This is a genomic window from Nostoc sp. LEGE 12454, assembly GCF_056620565.1.
This window is the reverse complement of the sequence record NZ_JBWQXL010000003.1, coordinates 238,007-258,561: the sequence shown is the minus strand read 5'-3', so window position 1 is coordinate 258,561 and position 20,555 is coordinate 238,007. Positions and strand designations below refer to the sequence as shown.

Below are 20,555 nucleotides of genomic sequence, written 5' to 3'. Positions count from 1 at the left end.
CTAAATCCTTGAGACTTCCAGATTTAGTATTCCCAGATGTCTGAAGCTGTTTAACAACAAGAGCTAAAAATTATACTGGAATTTCAATGATAAATTCTGTACCTTCACCGAGAATCGAGTTGCAACTCAATTTGCCACTGTGGGTTGATTCAACGATTTGCTTTGCGATCGCCAACCCCAACCCCGTTCCTTTCTCCACAGCTTTTGTAGTAAATAAATGGTCAAAAATCTTTTGTTTAACTGATTCACTTATTCCTTTACCATTATCAGCAATGGCAATTTTTACAACACTATCTGCCAGTGAAGTATTAATTGTAATGCAATTAGGATTTGTTTGAATTTCCTGAAAACTGCGTCCAAGATTCGACTCCTCTAAAGCATCAATAGCATTAGCGAGAATATTCATAAACACCTGATTTAATTGACCAGGAAAACATTCAATTAGAGATAAAATACCGTAGTTAGTTACAACTTCAATGGCTGGACGTTGTTCGTTAGCTTTGAGACGATGCTTGAGAATGAGAATGGTGCTATCAATACCTTCGTGAATATTAAATAGCACTTTATAGTCTTTATCGGCACGAGAAAAAGTGCGGAGTGAAGTGCTGATTTTTTTCAGCCTATTGCACGCCATCGTCATAGATTCAATTACCTTAGATACGTCTTCTAAGCTGTATTCCAAATCAATTTGCTCGGCATGGTCAATAATTTCCTCACTGCTATTTGGGAAAGTTTTTTGATACAGTTTCAGATGTTCGGTAAGATCGGTAATGACGGGTTTAGTTTGTTGCAGACTAGCAGCAATAAAGCCCAAAGGATTATTCATTTCGTGAGCAACACCAGCAACTAAGTTACCCAAAGCAGACATTTTCTCACTTTGGATCGTTTGTAATTGGGCGTTTTGCAAATCGGTTAGCGCCTGTTGTAATAAGAGCGATTTTTCCTCTAAAGCAAGTTCTATTTTTCGGCGTTCGCTAATATCCAACAAGAATCCATCCCAAACTATAGTTCCATCGGCTTTTTGTTCTATTCGGGCTTGGGAGTGAATCCATTTAATAATCCCAGATGGTGTAATAATTCGCCCTGACCAGTCAAAAGAAGTTAAGGTTTGCATTGAGTCAATAACAGACTGCTGGTAACTTGCGACATCATCTGGATGCATTCTCTCCAAGAGCAGCTGCACATTAGCGATCGCTTGTTCGGCTGTAATTTCGTATAGTTCATAACATTCTCTACTCATATAGGTGAGAGACATTGCACCATTAGCAGATATCTGGTACTGATAAACAACCCCAGGCACGTTGTCTACAAGTTTCTCAAAGCGAGAGTTACTCGCACTCAATTCGACCAGCGATCGCTCTAACTGTTGGGCATATTCCTGAGAACGTTCGTAGAGTCGAGCATTTTCCAGAGAAATGGCGGCTTGAGCGCAGATTAAATTCAGCAGTTCGACGCGATCGCTGGTGAATGCTCCCGTTGCTAAATTATTTTCTAGATATAAAATGCCCATCAACTTGCCTTGATGTAAAATTGGACTGCACAAGATACTCTTAGGCTGTTGACGAACAATATACGGATCGTTGGCTAAGGTCGGATCTGCTGTCGCATCCACCAGGACAACGGTTTGCCTGTTGTGCAAGACTTTGTAAATCAGCTTCAGGGGAATATCCTGGCTTTCCTCAATGGGAATGCGCTGCAATACGATTGGTTGTGACCCCTCAACAATCAACCCTTTGACCAACAAGCGATCGTCTCGCAACAGCATAAACACGCATTTATCGGCCCCTGCATCTTCGATGACGATTCTAAGCAATGATGAAAGCAGTTTTTCAAGTTCGATTTGCTCTGAGAGAGTTTGGGAAGCTTTGAAAATAGCGGCTAAATCAAGGGAATCAGAGATGCTGCTAGAAGTGGCCGAACAGGTGGATGTAACGCTCCCCAAAGCGAAAATGGTTTCGTTAATGGAAAGGGGAGAACGGGTTTGCTGTAATATCGCAGCAAGTAGTTGAGGATAGCGTTTTTCTAAATCAGCGACTTTGGCTTTGGCTCCCCAACGAACATAGCCATAGTAGGCTTGAATCATGTACTCCTGAGCAATCCGCTCCTTATCCCATTCCAGGTAAAACTTTGCTGATAGTTCGTTGGCGAGTGCTTCAATTTGGGTAAAGTGATTTTCTTTGGCTGCGATAATGGCGCGATCGTAACAGGCGATCGCATCTGCGTAATTACCAGAAACTCTTGCCATTTCAGCCCCAAGCAACAGCGATTGATGCAAAAAGTTCTCTGGACAGGTCTCAGTCCAGGTTTCTAGAAGCTTGCGGTGCTGCTGCATCACATCCCAGTAGTGCTGTTGATTCTCTGGTGTTGCTTTGGGATAAAGCGCGGCTAAATTCAGCGGGTAATAGAAGTGGAATAAAATGATCGGAAACAGACCAAGATTAGAAGCCAAGGTTTTTTCAGCAATCGCAGCAACTTCCAGGGCATCAGCATAGCGACCGTAGAAGTACAATAGCTGGAGTTTCAAGAAGCAATACCAATTGATCCCAGCTTCAAAATTATTCTTCTGCCAAGCATCAAGACAGACAATCTGGCGATCGCGGCGATCGACCAGCAGATCGGGTTCTGCCAACAAACCTTGCAAGTGCAACAGAAATTGCTGCTGGAGGTTAAATGTCAGCGTCATGTTCGCGTTATTTACTTGTTGCACATAGCTCAAGTATTTCTCGGTTTCGGCATACACCTCTGATAAGCAATCGCCCTTCAACAGCATTGTCCAAATCAGACATATTACTGCCCAAATGCCAAACCCAATGTCACCTGTTTCATAGCTGGTCTGAAGAGATTGTTGGTAAACTGCTAGGTTTTCAACCAGTGGTCTGTTGTAGGGATTGATTGTATGACCAAAAACGTTATTGGTTTTGGGAATGAACTTGGCGCTATTGAATTGGCAATCGAGCTTTCGCCCCAAGGTAGCGAACTCATAAGCACTTCGATAGTCTCCCTGAATCGTCAGCATCATCCCATACAAACAGTAAGCGCAGCCCGAACTTTCGGCATTGCCATAGGTGAATGAAGTATGAACCATTAACAGGATGCTGAGAATTGTTAGCGCTTGATTGCCACCGACATAAGCAGCCCCCCATAAATCGGGGAGGATTGACATACATACCTTCTTGGCTGGATCGGTCATTGCAGGCAGATCGAATAAATCTGCGGGTTGCACAGTTGCCAGTTTGATGTGGATCTGCTTGAGTGTGCTTTCAATCAGCGCTTGCTGACCGGCATCGGTTGCCGGAATGCTCATACCCATAACGCTCAAGCCACTCAATGCAGCCTCATAAGCGGCGAGTAAATTCTCTCCCTGATTGGATCTCAGGGCTAGTTGCAGCCCATAAATGTCTGCTAGCTCGAATTTATTCTCAACGTACTGTAATGCCCGATGGAAAAGTTGTTCTGCCTTGTCAAAGCGCCCTGTGATGTATTCGCACTCTGCACATTCCCGATAAAGCTGAAACGTGAGGTCGTAAGCAGTCTGCCAGCTATCTTCCGGAAGCATTTCCATCCCAATTGTGCAGTATTTAATGGCTGCCTTATAAGCTGTGGAAACTTTTGCTTTTTTGCCAGCAATCAGATTCAACTGTGCTAACTCATAGCGATCGCCGATCCGATCGATCGGAGTAATTCCATTGTTCAACTGATTAACAATATCAAAAACATTCAGTTCTATGGCTTCAGGTGCGGTATTTCGCAACAGCAATTGCCCAATTTTGAGATGGGTGGCTTGCTTTTGGTCGTCAGGAATCAGAGAATAGGCAGCTTGCTGGACGCGATCGTGCAGGAAGCGATAGGTCGGATTAACTGTCTCCCCTGTCTGGGACTTTTGGGCATCCTGAAAAAACTTGTAAATTTGACTCGTGGGTAAAATCAAGCCTGATTGCAAAGCTTTCCACAATGCTGTGGCTGCATTGGTTGGCGATCGTTCGGAAACGATCGCTAATGTTTCCAGCTCGAACTGTGCCCCCACACAAGCAGCCAGCTTCAGTATCTCTTGAGTGGCTTGTGGCAACTTTTGTAATTGCCGCGCCATGAACTCAACCACATCATCAGTAAGCGAGAGCAATTTTATCGACACCATATCGCACTGCCAGTGTCCAACTTGCAGGTTATATGCAATGTAGTTCTCCTGATGCAAAGCTCTGAGAAATTGGGTAGCAAAGAAGGGATTGCCTTTGGTTTTTTGATAGACTAACTCTGCTAGGGGTTCTGCTAGAACTGTGGAACAACTGAGGGTGTCGGCAACCAAACAATCGATCTGAGATTGACTTAACGGGGCGAGGGTAAGGGTACTGATAGTTGCCTCAGCTTTCTTCATCTCCTCCAGTGTCAGCATTAGGGGATGGCTGGGAAAGATTTCGTTATCTCGGTATGCCCCAATCGTTAGCAGGGAATCTACCTCCCTTTGACTCATCAACACTTGCATCAGCTTCAGTGAGGCTGAATCTGCCCACTGCAAGTCATCGAGGAACATCACTAACGGATGTTCTAGTGTAGCGAACGCGGCAATGAATTTCACAAATACCAAGTTGAAGCGGTTCTGGGCGGCGCTACCATTGAGTTCTGGGGCTGCTGGTTGTTTGCCGATAATCTGCTCTAGTTCGGGAATAACTTCAATTAGGACTTGCCCATTTTCACCTAAAGCACAGAGGATTTTCTCTTTCCACTGCGCCAGCTGAGTATCATTTTCACTCAACAGTTGTTCCATTAAATTTTGGAAGGCTTGCACAAAGGCACTCAACGGGATATTGCGGTTAAACTGGTCAAATTTGCCTTTAATAAAGTAGCCGCGTTGTCTCACAATCGGCTTATGCACTTCGTTGACAATAGCAGTTTTACCAATCCCCGAAAACCCAGCTACCAGCATCATTTCTGTTGCACCAAGACTGACTCGCTCAAATGCTTGCAGTAAGGTTGAGACTTCGGCTTCTCTGCCATAAAGTTTATCGGGGATGATGAAGCGATCGCACACATCCCGTTGTCCAATTTCAAAGCTTTCAATCTTACCCGAAACTTGTAACTGAGTTAAACAATTTTCTAAATCAAACTTCAGTCCCAACGCACTTTGATAGCGGTCTTCGGCGTTTTTTGCCATTAATTTCATCACGATCTCGCAAAGAACTTGGGGAATTTCTTTTTCGGTTCTGCTGCTCAATTTCTTTGGAATTTTTGCAATATGAGAATGTACCAACTCCATCGGGTCGTTTGAATGGAATGGTAATTCATCTGTAAGTAATTCGTAGAAAGTTACGCCGAGTGAATAGAAGTCTGTGCGATAGTCAATCCCTCGATTCATTCTGCCTGTTTGTTCGGGGGAAATATAAGCAAGTGTCCCTTCTAACACATTGGGATTGACGAGGGTTTGGGTTTCCTTTGGTAATAAAGATGCAATACTAAAATCGATTAATTTAACTTGTTTGGTTTCGGGATTAATTAATATATTGCTGGGTTTGATATCTTTATGAATGATGCGCTCGTGGTAAAGTAAATTTAAGGTGTCACAGAGTGCGATCGCAAGAACTAAAAATTCTTGTAGAGATTGTTGGCTTTGGCTGACTTCCCATTCTTTAAGAGAAATTCCCCCAAAATCTTCCATTACCAGCGCATAGCCATTCTGATAGGCTTGGAGGCTGTAGCTTTGGACGATTAGCGGTGAGTTAAGATTTTTCGCAATGGCATACTGATTGCGAAACGACAAAAGTTCGCTGAAACTGGGATAGGCATTTTTCAGCAGTTTGATCGTTACTGGTAAGGAGTCAGCTTCCCGATACCCTCGATAAACTAGGGTTCTGGAACCATTGTAGAGTTCTTCGCTAACCTTATATCCAGGAATATTTACAAAAGTGCTAACCATGCTGCTAAATCTTTAAGACTCCAGATTTAGTATTCCCAGATGTTTGAAGTTGTTTAGCAAGAGCTAAAAATTATACTGGAATTTCAATGATAAATTCTGTCCCCTTACCCAGAACTGAGTGAAAATGCAATTTTCCGTTGTCGGTCTCTTCGACAATTTGTCGAGCGATCGCGACTCCCAATCCTGTACCTTTACCAACCGCTTTTGTAGTAAATAAATGGTCAAATATTTTTGATTTTATTTGTTCATTCATTCCCCGACCATTATCTTTAATTGTGATAATTAATTTTTGTTGATTTTCACTAATTTTAGTAATAATTGTGATGCGATTTGGATTAGTTTTTATTTTTTCAAAACTACACCCAAGATTTGACTCTTCCAAAGCATCAATAGCATTTGCTAAAATGTTCATAAATACCTGATTAAACTGCCCAGCAAAGCATTCTACTAATGGTAACTGACCGTATTCTTTAATAACTTGAATTTCTGGATGAGTTTTTGAAGCTTTGAGGCGATGTTTGAGAATCAAAATAGTGCTGTCGATACCATCATGAATGTTACAAGCAATAGGGCGATCGCTATCAGCACGAGAGAAGGTTCGTAAAGAAGTACTAATATCCCGAATTCGCTTCACACCTTCTTGCATAGAACCCACTAACTTCGGTAAGTCTTCGCGGATGTAATCGAGGTCAATTGCTTCGATTTCATCTTGAATGATTTCACTGGGATGAGAATATTCCTGTTGATACAAATCAATTAAGCCAAATATATCCTTGATATAATCGTTCGCGTACTGTATGGATACGCAGAATATCTTTGCTAGCTGCTTGAATGGCTACAAGTCTATCTTGATTAATTTTATAAAAGGCTAAAGTGCGTAGGCGTAGCCCGTCGTAGACATCGCTTCGCTGGAGAACCAATCCATTATTATCATTTAGTACCTGTACGAACGGTTTCATCTTGAGTGATAACGTTAATTGTTACACCGTCAAAGCGTTGTGCAGTTTGCTCGATCTGGGTGGGCTGGGGTGCTGAGATTTGAGAGTTGGGTGGAGAGAAACTGCAACCTGGAATACCTAAGCTCAACCAGAGGGCGACCAGAAAAATTAGACAATATCGAACTCGCTGCCATTGAGAGCGAAAGTTTTGCCAAATAGACATTTGGATGATTCCTCCTTACTGTTATGAATCCAAAACTACTGTCACACTTTTAACTGGTAGGGTAAGGACAAACCCTGGGATTTTTGCTAGTACAGAAGTGCAGTTCAGCTTGCCACTCTGGGTTCCCTTGATAATTTGACAATCGCTCGTTCGCTTTGTTAATTTTTATAACTCAAGCTTGATTAAAAACCGTGCCTAACACTAGCTAACAGGAGTAATTTATTAACAGTTGCACAGGTAGATACACTTAAGTTAATCTTTAAACTACCTATGGACACTCCAATTAAAGGCATATTTAGAATTAATCGGCAAGAATACAAAAAATGATTAACTATTAACTTAATGACTAACAGACGCCAATTTTTAAAAGGGGTGACAGCACTTTCTAGCTTATCTTTAGGTGGTTGTGGCTGGAGGCTGGCTGAAGTACGTGCTAATTCTAATACCAATAGTCAGCGCGACCAACTTTATATCTTTACCTGGACGCAATATACTGACAACCAATTATTAAAAACTTTTAACGCTCAAACTGGCATAAAAGTGCTGGCAGATGTCTATGATTCCAATGATGTCATGCTGGCTAAATTGCAAGCTGGAGGTGGCGGCACTTACAGCATCATCAACCCATCTGATTACATGGTGCAGAAGATGGTAGACAAAGGTTTGTTAACAGAAATAAATCACGATCGCTTAATCGGTCTAGAGAATTTATTTCCCCGGTTTCAAAATCCTAGTTACGATCCCAATAACCGCTACAGTATCCCTTTTAACTGGGGAACAACAGGTTTACTTTACAATTCCGAAAAAATAAAAGATGCACCACAAGACTGGGATTACCTTTGGCAAAATCAAGAGCAACTTAATCAGCGAATGACCTTGCTCAATGATGTTCGAGAAGTGATGGGTGCAACCTTACGAATGCTCGGTTATTCTTATAACTCAAAAAATGAGCAAGAAATTAAACAAGCTTATGAAAAATTGAAGGTTCTAAAACCTGCGATCGCCCGTTTTGACACAGATGCTTGGCAAAATCAAATTCTGGCAGGAGATTTATTACTGGCGATGTGTTATTCGGCAGATGCAGTAAAAATCTCTCAAGAAAATCCTAAACTCAAATATGTGATTCCTCGCAGTGGTTCTTCATTATGGACAGACACTATTGTAATTCCTAAAACAGCCCCTAACCAAGCCGGAGCTTATGCTTGGATTAACATGATTTTGCAACCAGAAATCGCAGCCCAAATCACTCAACGCCTAAATATTTCTACGCCTAATAACGCCGGATTTGAGCAATTACCAAAAACAATCCAAAACAACACTAATTTGTTTCCGCCAGAGTCACTGTTAAAAAATTGTGAACGTGTTACACCTGTAGGAGAATTTGAAGAGGTTTACGATCGTTATTGGACTCAATTAACTAGCAGTTAAAAAAGTTAGGAGTTAGGAGTGATTAATTTGGAAAAAAATGATATTTCTAAAATAGAAGAATTGCAGCACCCCATTAGAAATTGGCTGCAACCCTTGGTATTGCTTGCACCATCTGGGATTTGGTTATTACTTTTGTTGGTGCTGCCAACTTTGATAATTTTCGAGTTAAGTTTAGTTGCAGATATCCGACCGGGAGATTTGGTCAATCCCAACGGATTCAAAAACTACATCCGAATATTTGACTCCCTTTACGTGCAAGTAATTTGGCGATCGCTATTTTTTGCGTTTGGCACTACGATAATTTGTTTAATTTTAGGCTTCCCCGTCGCCTATTGGATTGCTCAGATAGCGCCGCAGCGTTGGCGAAATTTGCTGCTATTAGCCTTTGTTCTACCTTTGTGGACTTCTTCGTTACTCCGTTCTTACGCTTGGATTACAATTCTTCGTCCTACTGGTTTACTGAACAGTTTACTCAGCAATTTAGGCTTGCCTACTTGGGAATTACTCAACAATAGTCAAGCTGTATTGATTGGTATGAGTTACAGCTTATTACCCTATATGGTTTTGATTTTATATGCTTCTCTCGAAAAGCTAGACAAGCGGTTGCTAGAAGCAGCGGCTGATTTAGGTGCAAATCCGGTGGAAACTTTTTTTCAAGTAACCGTACCGCAAATTTTTCCAGGAATTGCAGCTGCTTCCATGCTTGTATTCATCACAGGCTTAGGGGATTTTGTCGATCCAGAATTACTCGGTGGTGCTTCTAGTATGACGGCAGCGCGGTTAGTTTATAATCAGTTTCTTGGAGCTACGCAAAATTGGGGATTTGGTTCAGCTTTGAGTATGACGTTAATTTTGCTTGTTAGTATTGCGATCGCACTTTTAATCAAGTTTGGGGAAGCTACACCCAAACGCTAAACTTTTGTTCGCTCATTTATAATAAAGGCATCAAACGCCAGCGAGACAACGGTTATGCTCTCATCCGATCTCAAGAATGCGTTACCAACTACTGACGAACTTCCCTGTTCAGACGATACGCCAGTGGATAACGAAGATCAAAACTTTTTGCCCAATATTTTACTCTTCTTACTTAACTCTATTTGGGCAAATCGCATGGATTGGTACTTCGGAGTAGATATGGGAGTGTATCACACCACAGGAGTAAATCCCAGAGTACCTGTAGTCCCAGATGCTTTTTTAAGTCTGGGAGTAGAACGGAAAAAGGGTGGTAAATCACGCAAAAGTTACGCAGTTTGGGAAGAAAATGGGATAGTTCCAATATTTACATTAGAAATGGTATCCCATACTCCAGGAGGTGAATACGACGAGAAGCTAGATATATACAGAAAACTCGGTGTATTGTACTACGTAATTTATAACCCTGAGTTTTGGCGACGCGACCAACATCAACCCTTTGAAGTGTATAAGTTGCTCGATGGACACTACCAATTACAAATAGGTGAACCTTATTTGATGCCAGAGGTGGGTTTAGGTATAGGGCGACACCAAGCTGTAATTGGCGGGATACAACAGGAGTTTTTATGTTGGTATGACGAGCAAGGAAAGCGCTATTTTACAGATGCAGAACAGGCACAACAAGAGCGATCGCGGGCTGAACAAGAACGGCAAAGGGCTGAACAATTAGCCGAGTATTTACGTTCTTTAGGTGTAGATCCAAATAATTTACCTGATAATTCGTAATTCGTAATTAAAAATTGTTAATTATTTTTCACTATGATTAAATGATCTAAATCATCTGTATTATTGTTAATTAACTCCTTAATTTTAGAGATAAACTCATGTTCTAAAAAAGGTTTGGTTAAGTAAGCTTTTGCCCCCAACTCTTTAGCAAGCTGGCGATGTTTTTCAGCGCTGCGAGAAGTGAGAATTACTACAGGTATTTTTGCTAAATTGGTGTATTGGCGAAAATTGCTCAACAACTCAAAACCATTCATTCGTGGCATCTCTAAATCGGAGACGACAACTTTAATTTCAGGATGTAACTGTAATTTTTCTAAAGCTTCTACACCATTTTGAGCTTGTATTACTTGATAGCCAGATTTTTGTAGAGTCAGAGAGAGAGTTTGCCGGAGACTAATTGCATCATCTACTACTAAAACAACTTTTGGTGATTTATAATCTGGCTCTTGAGAATAACTGGGTTGGGTTTCTATAGTTGTTGTGGAAGTCGATGCCGCAAGTAATGGTGTAGATGAAAAAGTATGTCCTGATATCGGCAAGGATTTTTTATTTGACGGAGAAGCTACTGGTAGCGCCCTGATATCAAGTGTTGTTTGTTGGATTTCGCTAGATTTTACCAGCAACAAAGCATCAATTACTAAGATGAGATTACCATTAGCTAAACTACTACAACCATAAATGTATTTTGGCGGTGCGATCGCATTTCCTAAAGGTCTGATTACCAGTTCTTGTTCGCCGATTATTTGGTCAACTTCTAAAGCAACCTTTCCCTGATTTCGCTGTAGTAAAAGCACCGGATTATTCGCTATGCTTGGGTTTTGAGGATTTGAAGTGTTGTATGAAGTCTCATTATTAATGAATGAACTATTATAATTAATCAACTTTGAAAGTTGACGAAGGCTAACCATAGTCTCATCATTATCTATATTCCAATACAAGACTTTTTTTCCTTCAATTTCTTTAATCTGTTGTTCAGAGGGAATCAATATTCTTTCGATACTGTCCAACATCAGACCATAAACAACACCTTTGGCTCGAACTAGCATTAACTTTTCTGTAGTCATAGAAAAAGGAATTTTGAGGATGAATATTGTTCCTTGGTTGGGTAAGGATTGAACTGAAATCGAGCCGTTGAGCGCGTGCATCTGAGTACGCACAATATCTAAACCCATACCGCGCCCAGAAATTTCACTTACTTTATTTGCAGTAGAAAATCCAGGCGAAAATATCAAATCTAAAAGTTCAGGTTCAGCCAGACTAGAAGCATAGTTTCTAGTTTTTTCTTCAGTTTGTATGGGATAAAGTTCAGCAGCTTTTCTACGAATTCTGTCTAAATTCAATCCCTGACCATCATCTCGAACTTCGATAATAGTTTGGCTACCCTGATGATAAGCGCAGATTTCGATTAAACCATCTTCTGGTTTACCAAGCTCTCGGCGAACTTGGGGAGCTTCAATACCGTGGTCAAAAGCATTACGTACTAAGTGTAATAAGGGATCGTAGAGCTTTTCTGCGATCGCTTTATCTACTAGTACTTCACTACCAGTAAGTTTCAATTCTACAAGTTTTGCATGAACATTCCCCAACTTATTTACCATCTGGGGGAAACGATTCAGAATATTGCCCAAAGGCGACATTCGTGCTTCGACTACGCTATCTATAATATTAAGAGTTAAATTCTCTTTTTTATCACTAATTTGAGTAGCTTGTGTCAGAAGCAGGTCAAGAGATTCTGTGGTTTCTTGTAGTTGCAATGTCTCTTCTATGGCTTCATGCAATGTCATGTGAAACTCTGTATATACATCCATTTCTAGAGAGTCAAAATCCACTGCAAAACTTTGCGTTTGTTCTGATGTAATGTTTTGTATTTGTAAAGGTAGATCGCGTAACTCATTTAAAGTTGTTTGGTGTCTAGTGAGTTGCTGTACTAATTGCTCAATTATTTCTTTGACTTGTTCATCTTGTAAACTACGCCGTTTTTGGTAAATCAGCAATTCTCCTGCCAGATAATTGAGGTGTTGCAGTCTCTCTGTATCTACCCGAATAAATGAAGGTTGGCGAAAGTTTTTAGTTTGAACATACTGTGATTTATCTTCTATTTCTTTGTTGATTTGCGTCGCTATATCAGGCGTGACTTCAATAGCTGTTTCAGGAACGTCTACAACTACCCGATCGCTGACAGTTAATGAATCAAGCTTTGGTGAAGAATCATCAGTCTGGATCGTCACAACTTCAACAACAAGGTCTTGCCTAGCTTCTTCTCCCCATATTGCTTCTAGCAAGTTATCAGTTGATTGAGAAGATACAATCTCTTTAATTGCTAATAGTTTTTGTAACTTGGGACTATCAAGCCAATTTTTCTCTTCGCTAGTAACAGGAGGATAACTTTTATATTCTTTTGCTAATTTGTGAATTTGGTTTTGTAATACTTTAATTACTGAAAGGTAGCTATCAGATGCTTTCAGAGAATATTGAAACTTTGCAACTGCAAATAGGATGATTAAGATGATTCCACGTCGATAAATATAAAGACTTTGACTATCTTCTTCATCCTGAACAAAATCAAGAAAGTCTTTTAGCCAGTTTTCGATATAATTAAGCAAAATTTTTCTTTCTAACCTGGGAACTAGTAAAGTCAAACTGAGTTCCGCCTCTGGTATTTCCATCTGGTGATTAAACCAGCCATAAATGTAGCGAATTACTTTTAAATAAAACTTGGCAGTTTTTGGTTTTACCGATTCGCTCTTCTTATTATCAGATGTAGTGAGAAAATGATAAAATTGTTCTTCGTTAATAATAAACCTATCATTAAATGAATTATTTGGAAATTCTTCAGATAACTCATTATTGTCCACTATTGTGAGTTTTCGCAAACCTAGAGAAGGTTCTCCACCAGATGTGCGATCGCCTGCTAATACTAATTTTTTTGCTTGTTGTAAATCTACTAGGGCAATTTCTGCAATTTGCTGTACCTGACTGGGATTTGCTTGCAATGCTGAGAGAATAGTTTGGGAAATTTCTCCCAATCCAGGTAAATTTAGAGATTCTGCCAAGCCCAGAAATACTTCAGCTTGAGAGTGTAAAAACTCGATAAATTCGTCATTATTTGGTGGATTTTTAATAAAGTCAGCAATACTGTTTAGACGTTGTTTTACTCCTACTTCAAAAACAGATTGCACAATATCAAATCCCAATTCTTCAGAAGTGGGAATATGAGATTCAGCACCAAATGCATCACCCAGATTTTCTTGCAAATTTGCAAACACTGAAGTCGCTCGGTGAAGCAGTTCTTCGTCATTAACAGTACTACCTATTAGCTCAGTATTTAATGCTATACTCAAACACTCATAAGCTTGTAATAAAAGTGTTTGTAATTCTGCATCAACTACCACTTTTGGATTGTATAAAGCCTTAAATACATCTTCTAAAAAATGGGCGATCGTCTTAATTAACTCTAGCCCAACGTTAGCTGCACCACCTTTAAGTGTATGAGTGGCTCGCATTAAATTGTGAATTTTAGCAATGCTATAATCTTCTGACAAGCTAAATAGCTCTTGTTCAATAATTTGGACTAATTCTGGGGCTTCAGCTAGAAAGTAGATGTACCCTTGTTGGCGAATTTCGTTATCTGTAATCATAATTATGGAGTGGGGAGTGTGGGGTGGGGAGTTAGGAGTTAGGAGTTTGAAGTTGGGAGACCAATTTATTTTTCAGTTGTCTTAACTATTGAACTCAAAATGCGAATGATTTCGTCTGCATAGATTAGTTCATTAGTTAAATCAATATTTACTAGTTTGGACTGTTGTAGTAGACGTAGCCAGTATTTAGTTTCTTTAGCTTCTTTGTATGCAATATACTTTTTTGCCAAGAAATCCTTTTTACTATGACCACCGTTAGCCTCTTCAACATTTGCGCCAATACTTGTCCCACTTCATAGTAATTGCTTAGAAAGCACATATTCCCGTTGTCTTGCAGTTTAATATATAGGTGAATAATTTCTAAACTCAATTGAAAAGTTTTCTGTTGAATAATACTTTCTGCCAATTACTCTTCTCCTATCTTTAACTCAAAAGTTATAAGTAATTAAGGTCAAAGCATTTTTATATTTGGAAATCAAATGGTGATTTATATAATCAATGCTTTGACCAAATAACTTCTAACTCCTAACTCCTAACTATTTTTCATTTCACTTTAAACTTACTAGCAGTTGTTAATAACTCTTGCGCCATTCCTGATAGCTCTTGGAACACGGTAGCAATTTCTTGAGATTCAGCAAAAGTTTTATCGGCAATTTCTGCGACATCTTGCATTGATTTAGTTACTGTTACAGATTGCGCCATTTGTTTTTGAGTCGCTGCGGTAATTCGCTCGATTAGCTGACTAATTTCGGCAGTCGCAGAAACGATCGCATTTAAGTTTTGGCGAGTGTCGCTAACAAGATTTGTGCCTTCTACTACCTGCTGAATACCAGTTTCCATCGCTACTGCAACTTCTCCGGTTTCTGCTTGAATCTCTTGAACTAATTTTTCTATTTCGATGGTTGCTGCTGCTGATTGGCGAGATAAAGAACGGACTTCATCAGCTACAACTGCAAAGCCTTTGCCATATTCACCAGCACGAGTAGCTTCAATGGCTGCATTCAAAGCGAGTACGTTTGTCTGTGTGGCAAAATTACCAATCAAATTCACCACTTTGGAGATTTTTTGCGAGGATTCGCTAAGGCGTTTAATCTTTTTGCTGGTTTGAGCAACGGTTTCACGAATTCCTTGGATTGCTTTGACAGTCAGGTTCATCGCAGTATCGCCAGACTCTACAGTTTGATTGGCTTGTTGCACTGCTAGTTGCACTAACTCAGCATTCGCTACCACAGCTTGAGTAGAGTCCACCATCTGTTGAATTTCGCCTAATGCTGCGGTAATTTCCTCAGATTGTTGTTGTGCCAGATTGGTTAGTCCCGCTAGTGAAGACTCGCTATTGCTAGAAGTTTGGGCAACTTGTTGAGCTGCTCCTTGTACTTGAACAACAATTTGCCGCAGTGCTTGCAAAGTATTATTGTAAGCATCAGCGATCGTGCCTAGCTCGTCTTCTGTAATCGGTGCGCGTACCGTTAAGTCGCCGTTGAGAGCGGGTCTAAGGGCTGTTAGGAGTTGAATCGATCGTTGTTGGAGTAACTCCTTGGCTGCCTTTTCCCGTGTTGCTGCTTCTGCTAATTTTGCTGACTGCGCTTGTACTTGTTGCAAATATTCGGTGTGTTGTAATGCCAGTCCTAACTGGCTGCCAATACGTGCTAACAAAGTAACTTCCGATTCTTCCCAATAACGAGTTCCCGAATTCTGATAAGCTGCCAGCAATCCCCACAATTGTTCGCCAGCAAATACAGGAACAATTACATAAGCTTTGGCTTCAAATTGCTCTAAAACTTCAATGTGGCAAGGAGAATGACCTACCTGATAGATATCATTTACAACAAAGTTTTCCCCTTGGGCATATCGACCTCCCTGAGTTTCTTGTAAGTGGGTATCTTCCCAGACGGTTTTGATATCGGGGCCTACCAGTTTTACCCAAAGATGACCTGCTGACTCGGCGACAAATTCACCACTCCAGTTAGGATTGAAGCGATACACGGCAACGCGATCGCATCGCAGTAATTGCCTGACTTCTTGAGTAGTTGTTTTGAAGATTTCTTCTACATCTAAAGATTGGCGGATGCGGTTACTGATCTTGGTGACAGCTTTCTCTTGTTCTGCTATTTGAGCTAGTTTCTCAGATTTGACTCGCACTAATTCCAAATAGTCTATCTGTGATTTAGCTAAACTAAATTGCAAGCTAGTTTGAATCAAAAAGTTCACTTCCCAGCTTTGCCATTCACGGGAGCTAGAGTTTTGATAAGCTGCCAGCAATCCCCACAATTTATCCCCGAAGAATATCGGAACAATCATGTAAGCTTTGGCTTCAAACTGCTCTAAAATCTCAATATGACAGGGAGCTAACCCTACTTCATAGATATTATTAACGATAAAGTTTTCACCTCTGACATACCGACCTCCCTTAGTTTCTTGCAAGTAGGTATCGTCCAAAACGGTTTTGATATCAGGGCCTACCAGTTTTGTCCAACCATTACTCACAGACTCAGCCACAAATTCACCACCCCAGTCAGGGTTAAAACGATAGACAGCGACGCGATCGCATTGTAGTGATTGACGCACTTCTTGAGTGGTTGTTTTGAAGACGCTTTCTACATCTGAAGATTGTCTGATGCGGTTGACTATCTTAGTGAAAACTTTCTCTTGTTCAACTATTTTAGCTAGTTGGTCAGATTTTGTCTGCACTTGTTCGAGATATTCCCCTTGTGAGATAGCTACACCAAATTGCAACCCAATTTGAGTTACAAAGGTTTCTTCCCAAGGTTGCCAATCACGAGGCCCAGAATTTTGATAAGCTGCCAACAAACCCCATAATTTTTCTCCAGCAAATATGGGTGCAATGATGTAAGCCTTCATTTCATACTGCTCTAAAATGTCAATGTGACATTGAGCATGGCCCATTTGATAAATGTCATTAACTACAAAGCTTTCACCCTTGGCATAACGTCCTCCTTGAGTATCTTGTAAGTGGCTATCTTCCCAGACCATGTAAAAATCAGGGCCGACCATTTTTATCCAGCCATTACCCACTGACTCAGCCACAAATTCACCACTCCAGTCAGGTTTGAAGCGATAGACACCGACGCGATCGCATTTTAGTAATTGGCGTACTTCTTGAGTGGTTGTTTGAAAAAGCTTATCGACATTTGATATCCGCAAAATTTTGTCGATGACTTTAGCTACCGATTTTTTTGCTAGTAGCCGCTGTTGCTGTTCTTTTTGAAATTCAAAGCTTTGTAATTTGTAAATTAGTTCTGTTGTCAGTTGAGATAGTAGGCTAATTTCTACTTCTTGCCACTGCCGTTTTGAGTAGCAATTATTAACTGCTAATAAGCCCCAAACTTTACCTTCTACTACAATCGGTAAACTCAAACTAGCTTTAATTTGAAATTTATCTAGCAGTTGCTTTTGATAAGGGGTAAGTTGAATCTGATTGATATCGTCAATAACTACAGCTTCTACATAATCTTGATTGGTATATAGACCAGAGTACAAATTTCGTAACCACTAGCAACTGGCATAATCAAATCCAAAAAAATCAGGTCTGGTTTATCCTGAATCAGAGTTGGTAGAGCTTGTACAGCATCTTGAATTTTGACAAACCTAAATCCATTGGAAGTGACAATATCCTCTACCATTTTGCATACTTGAGGGCTATCATCGACGCAAGCTACTAGTGGAGCAATGCGCTTTTTTGCTTGTGTGGTGGTAGAGTTATTGTTAACTTCAGTAATTCCCAAAGGCAAGTCTGGTACTTCTACTAATTCGATGATTCCTTTAAGGATATAAGGAAGCAATGAACGGGTCAGTGGCAATACACTTTGCTTCATTTTCATGGCTAAGTCTCGCAGAGTGAATTTGCCATTGATTAAATTCACAAAGTTTTTGTAGACAGATGGACTTACCATCTGCTCAAGTTGTTCTGGTCGCCGTAGAATTGGTGCTAAGTCAGGAGAAAAATTTGCTAAACCTGCTTCTGACCAAATTTTCCATGAGTCTTGCATGTGCTTTACAGACATTTCTGAACTCGTGAAGCTCATTGGGGTTTCTAAGATAACTTCTTGGTTGCGATTGCAAGTTAAAGAAGCAAAGTTTCCTTGTAAAGCTAGGTCAAATAATAGTTCTGCTATTGTATTTTCTGCAATAGATTGAATCTGTTCTCTCTGAATTTTCTGTTTTTTATAAAATACTTCTATCAGTTTATAGTCCCAGTAATCAATTGATAGGTCTTCCACGCGTAACTGCAACTTATCAATATCAATCTGGGGACAATTCTGGGCTATATGTCTGCGCCAACGTCGGAAGGGATGAGTTCCGCCTGTTGCCCAAACTATCCGTCCCAATCGATAGTAAAAAGTCCATTGGCTGCCCTTGGAACTCTTAATATTTAACTTGCCATTGTATTGCAACTGAGTACAAGTTTTAAATTCATTTACTAGGTTATTCGAAATAAGTTCTTGATGGGGCATAGTTTGTTCCTTTTATTAAAAAGCTAGCTATTAAAAACCGATACTAGTAAAGCACAGCGTAAATCTACCTACCATCTCAATTAATCAGACAAGTTTCTGAAGTCACTTATTAAAGGTAGGCAACACTTCTGTCAGAGTGTTCTAGCTATATAGCGATTGGCAGATATGTGAATCAGTGCAAATGGATTTGGTATATAGCAGTCTAAATCAAGATTATATAAAAGCAAGGCAGATGTAAAAATGGCAAAACTATTACTAGTAAACAATTTATCTAGCATAAAGTCTTTATTGGCAGAGTTTACTTTTCTGCTAATATTTATGACTAAAGTAGGTTGCCATAGTTGACATCATAGTGTATTGATATATCATTTTAATAATTTTCATATAGAATCATATCCGTATAAATTCTGAATTTTTGTTTAAAAAAGTAGAAAGCTGTGCTTTAAATTATTGAGATTGACAATAGAGGTTAAAAATATTTATTGAAGTTTACCATTCTTAATTATTAGAATTAATGTCAACTTTTTTAGGTAATATTATTCTTAAAAAAAGGCGTGCTACAAAAACAAGTAGCAGCCAGATTACAAAGTATTTATTTAGAAAATTTATTCAAAGTTGCTTGTGGTTTTGATAGCTGACAACAGCTGCCCTGAGATTACTTTGGTGTTCTGAAAGCAGCCGATCGCCTTCATCTTTTTCCAAACCAGTCCAGTGCATCAATAGCGCCAGCTTAACCCATTTACCACTACGTTCTAGTAAAAAACCAGCAGTTTCCCGACTTAAACCTGTGAGGTCTTGCAAAATTCGCAAAGCGCGATCGCGTAATTTTTGATTTGTTACTGCTACATCCACCATGCGATTGCCATAAACTTTGCCTAGCTTAACCATCACACCGCTAGAAAGAATATTTAAAGCTAATTTAGTCGCCGTACCAGCTTTCAGGCGAGTTGAGCCGGCGATTATTTCTGGCCCTGTTAATAAACGAATGTCAATATCGGCATCAAAGCTAACTTGTTCAGCAGGAACGCAGGCGATAAAAATAGTTGTAGCTCCTCGCTGACGAGCAGCATGAAGCGCACCGTGGACATAAGGTGTTGTGCCACCAGCGGTAATACCAACTACGACATCTAATTGGGTAATGTGCCGCCCTGCGATCGCTGCTTCACCATCTTCAATGCTGTCTTCTAAATCTTCAGAACTGCGTACTAGTGCGCCAGCACCACCAGCAATAATCCCCTGTACCAACTCTGGGGGTGTACAAAAGGTAGGTGGACACTCCGCAGCATCTAACACCCCTAACCTGCCACTTGTACCCGCACCGATATAAAATAGGCGCCCTCCGTGGCGCAAACGCTCTGCGGTGCGCTCAATTGCCTCTGCTAACTGAATTTTTGCCGCTGCAACAGCTGCGACGGCCTTTTGGTCTTCGTCATTAAACAACTCCACCAATTCTAGGGAACTAAGCTGGTCTAAGTTCAGACTATTAGGATTGACCAGCTCAGTTAAAAGATGCCCGCGTTCTTGCAAATTTGTCATTTGTCATTTGTCCTTTGTCATTTGTCATTTGTCTTTTGTTCTAGCCTACGCCGCCCTTTCTTTGGGCATCTATCTATGTCCGTTGTCATTAGTCAGTTAGCGACCAATGGCTAATCACCAATGACTAATGACTAATGACTAATGACTAATGACTACTTACAACAATCCTTCCAATTTGCGGCGAATTTTCTCTAATTCAGAATCAGACAAATCTGGTTCTTCTAGCGGCTGTTGATTGAGAGGGAAAGTGTCTTCAACAGTATCCTCCTTCTGGGCATCTTCTTGCCAGTCAGTTTTTTCGACGTTAAGTTCTGGGGGAGTTACAACTAAATTGCTGTTTTCTGGGATGATTTCCCATTCATACCCAGCACTTTCGCAAAATTCCTTGATTTCTTCAGCATCGATCGGCTCCGGCGTGGGTGCGGGGAAATCCTGAGCTTCTAACATCAGGGCAAAGCGCGTCGCATCATCTTCTGACTCGAACATCAGAATTTTATTGCGATCGCCTTCCCGAATCGTGTGAATCCCCTCATTTTCCGTTCGAGCGTTAAAAATTAACACAAAAACACGCATTGGTGTAATCATCTGTCCTTTTTAAGGTTTATTCATATTAAAGTTCGAGATTGTGCCTCAAGGAAAGTCACAGGAATAATTTTCACTCTATTCAGATTTTCCTGAAAACGCCAATATTATTAAGCATAAGTATTGGAT

Annotated in this window: 12 protein-coding genes and 1 pseudogene; 3 read left to right on the top strand and 10 right to left on the bottom strand. The window is 40.3% G+C overall.

Features of this window, described 5'->3' with window-relative positions; translation table 11 throughout:
* Positions 1–70: 70 nt before the first annotated feature.
* The 4 genes from AC1F2U_RS05120 to AC1F2U_RS05105 all read right to left on the bottom strand — a co-directional run bounded on the left by AC1F2U_RS05120 (position 71) and on the right by AC1F2U_RS05105 (position 7,069).
* On the bottom strand, positions 71–5,908 hold the full coding sequence (locus AC1F2U_RS05120) for a trifunctional serine/threonine-protein kinase/ATP-binding protein/sensor histidine kinase (protein WP_480260115.1): 5,838 nt from the start codon (positions 5,906–5,908) through the stop codon (positions 71–73).
* 70 nt (positions 5,909–5,978) lie between these two features.
* On the bottom strand, positions 5,979–6,659 hold the full coding sequence (locus AC1F2U_RS05115; protein WP_480260114.1) for a sensor histidine kinase: 681 nt from the start codon (positions 6,657–6,659) through the stop codon (positions 5,979–5,981).
* A 1-nt stretch (position 6,660) separates the two neighbouring features.
* Positions 6,661–6,867: a hypothetical protein gene (locus AC1F2U_RS05110; RefSeq protein WP_480260113.1), complete on the bottom strand. Its 207-nt coding sequence runs from the start codon at positions 6,865–6,867 to the stop codon at positions 6,661–6,663.
* On the bottom strand, positions 6,839–7,069 hold the full coding sequence (locus tag AC1F2U_RS05105; protein ID WP_480260112.1) for a hypothetical protein: 231 nt from the start codon (positions 7,067–7,069) through the stop codon (positions 6,839–6,841). The genes AC1F2U_RS05110 and AC1F2U_RS05105 overlap by 29 nt, the downstream gene beginning before the upstream one ends.
* Positions 7,070–7,411: 342 nt before the next feature.
* Here AC1F2U_RS05105 and AC1F2U_RS05100 point away from each other — a divergent pair, with 342 nt between their 5' ends.
* The 3 genes from AC1F2U_RS05100 to AC1F2U_RS05090 are packed head-to-tail and all read left to right on the top strand — an operon-like array spanning position 7,412 to position 10,195.
* The gene (locus tag AC1F2U_RS05100; protein WP_480260111.1) at positions 7,412–8,497 is read left to right on the top strand and encodes an ABC transporter substrate-binding protein; all 1,086 of its coding nucleotides are present in this window, start codon (positions 7,412–7,414) and stop codon (positions 8,495–8,497) included.
* Between the two features lie 21 nt (positions 8,498–8,518).
* Entirely contained in the window at positions 8,519–9,412 is an 894-nt protein-coding gene (locus tag AC1F2U_RS05095) for an ABC transporter permease (RefSeq protein ID WP_480260184.1), read from the top strand.
* Positions 9,413–9,466: 54 nt separating this feature from the next.
* Positions 9,467–10,195, top strand: a complete 729-nt coding sequence (locus AC1F2U_RS05090) for a Uma2 family endonuclease (RefSeq protein WP_480260110.1) — start codon at positions 9,467–9,469, stop codon at positions 10,193–10,195.
* A 17-nt stretch (positions 10,196–10,212) separates the two neighbouring features.
* On the opposite strand, the gene AC1F2U_RS05085 is transcribed toward AC1F2U_RS05090, so the two are convergent.
* The 6 genes and pseudogenes from AC1F2U_RS05085 to AC1F2U_RS05060 form a co-directional block, all read right to left on the bottom strand.
* The gene (locus AC1F2U_RS05085; protein ID WP_480260109.1) at positions 10,213–13,833 is read right to left on the bottom strand and encodes a hybrid sensor histidine kinase/response regulator; all 3,621 of its coding nucleotides are present in this window, start codon (positions 13,831–13,833) and stop codon (positions 10,213–10,215) included.
* Positions 13,834–13,898: 65 nt separating this feature from the next.
* A complete protein-coding gene (locus AC1F2U_RS05080) occupies positions 13,899–14,114 on the bottom strand; it encodes a four helix bundle protein (RefSeq protein WP_480260183.1) in 216 nt (71 codons plus the stop codon).
* 262 nt (positions 14,115–14,376) lie between these two features.
* A complete protein-coding gene (locus tag AC1F2U_RS05075; protein WP_480260108.1) occupies positions 14,377–17,334 on the bottom strand; it encodes a GAF domain-containing protein in 2,958 nt (985 codons plus the stop codon).
* Positions 17,328–18,308 (bottom strand): annotated as a pseudogene (locus AC1F2U_RS05070) (response regulator); the annotation flags it as partial. The pseudogene AC1F2U_RS05070 and the gene AC1F2U_RS05075, both read right to left, overlap by 7 nt.
* A gap of 609 nt (positions 18,309–18,917) precedes the next feature.
* Positions 18,918–19,844, bottom strand: a complete 927-nt coding sequence (gene murQ, locus AC1F2U_RS05065) for an N-acetylmuramic acid 6-phosphate etherase (RefSeq protein WP_480260107.1) — start codon at positions 19,842–19,844, stop codon at positions 18,918–18,920.
* Between the two features lie 156 nt (positions 19,845–20,000).
* Positions 20,001–20,429, bottom strand: a complete 429-nt coding sequence (locus AC1F2U_RS05060; protein ID WP_480260106.1) for a DUF3110 domain-containing protein — start codon at positions 20,427–20,429, stop codon at positions 20,001–20,003.
* Positions 20,430–20,555: the final 126 nt, after the last annotated feature.

Bases quoted from the DNA above. Each gene is read 5' to 3' on its own strand.
- AC1F2U_RS05120 (WP_480260115.1), bottom strand. From the start codon at position 5,908: ATGGTTAGCACTTTTGTAAATATTCCTGGATATAAGGTTAGCGAAGAA.
- AC1F2U_RS05110 (WP_480260113.1), bottom strand. From the start codon at position 6,867: ATGAAACCGTTCGTACAGGTACTAAATGATAATAATGGATTGGTTCTC.
- AC1F2U_RS05105 (WP_480260112.1), bottom strand. From the start codon at position 7,069: ATGTCTATTTGGCAAAACTTTCGCTCTCAATGGCAGCGAGTTCGATAT.
- AC1F2U_RS05100 (WP_480260111.1), top strand. From the start codon at position 7,412: ATGACTAACAGACGCCAATTTTTAAAAGGGGTGACAGCACTTTCTAGC.
- AC1F2U_RS05090 (WP_480260110.1), top strand. From the start codon at position 9,467: ATGCTCTCATCCGATCTCAAGAATGCGTTACCAACTACTGACGAACTT.
- AC1F2U_RS05085 (WP_480260109.1), bottom strand. From the start codon at position 13,833: ATGATTACAGATAACGAAATTCGCCAACAAGGGTACATCTACTTTCTA.
- murQ (WP_480260107.1), bottom strand. From the start codon at position 19,844: ATGACAAATTTGCAAGAACGCGGGCATCTTTTAACTGAGCTGGTCAAT.
- AC1F2U_RS05060 (WP_480260106.1), bottom strand. From the start codon at position 20,429: ATGATTACACCAATGCGTGTTTTTGTGTTAATTTTTAACGCTCGAACG.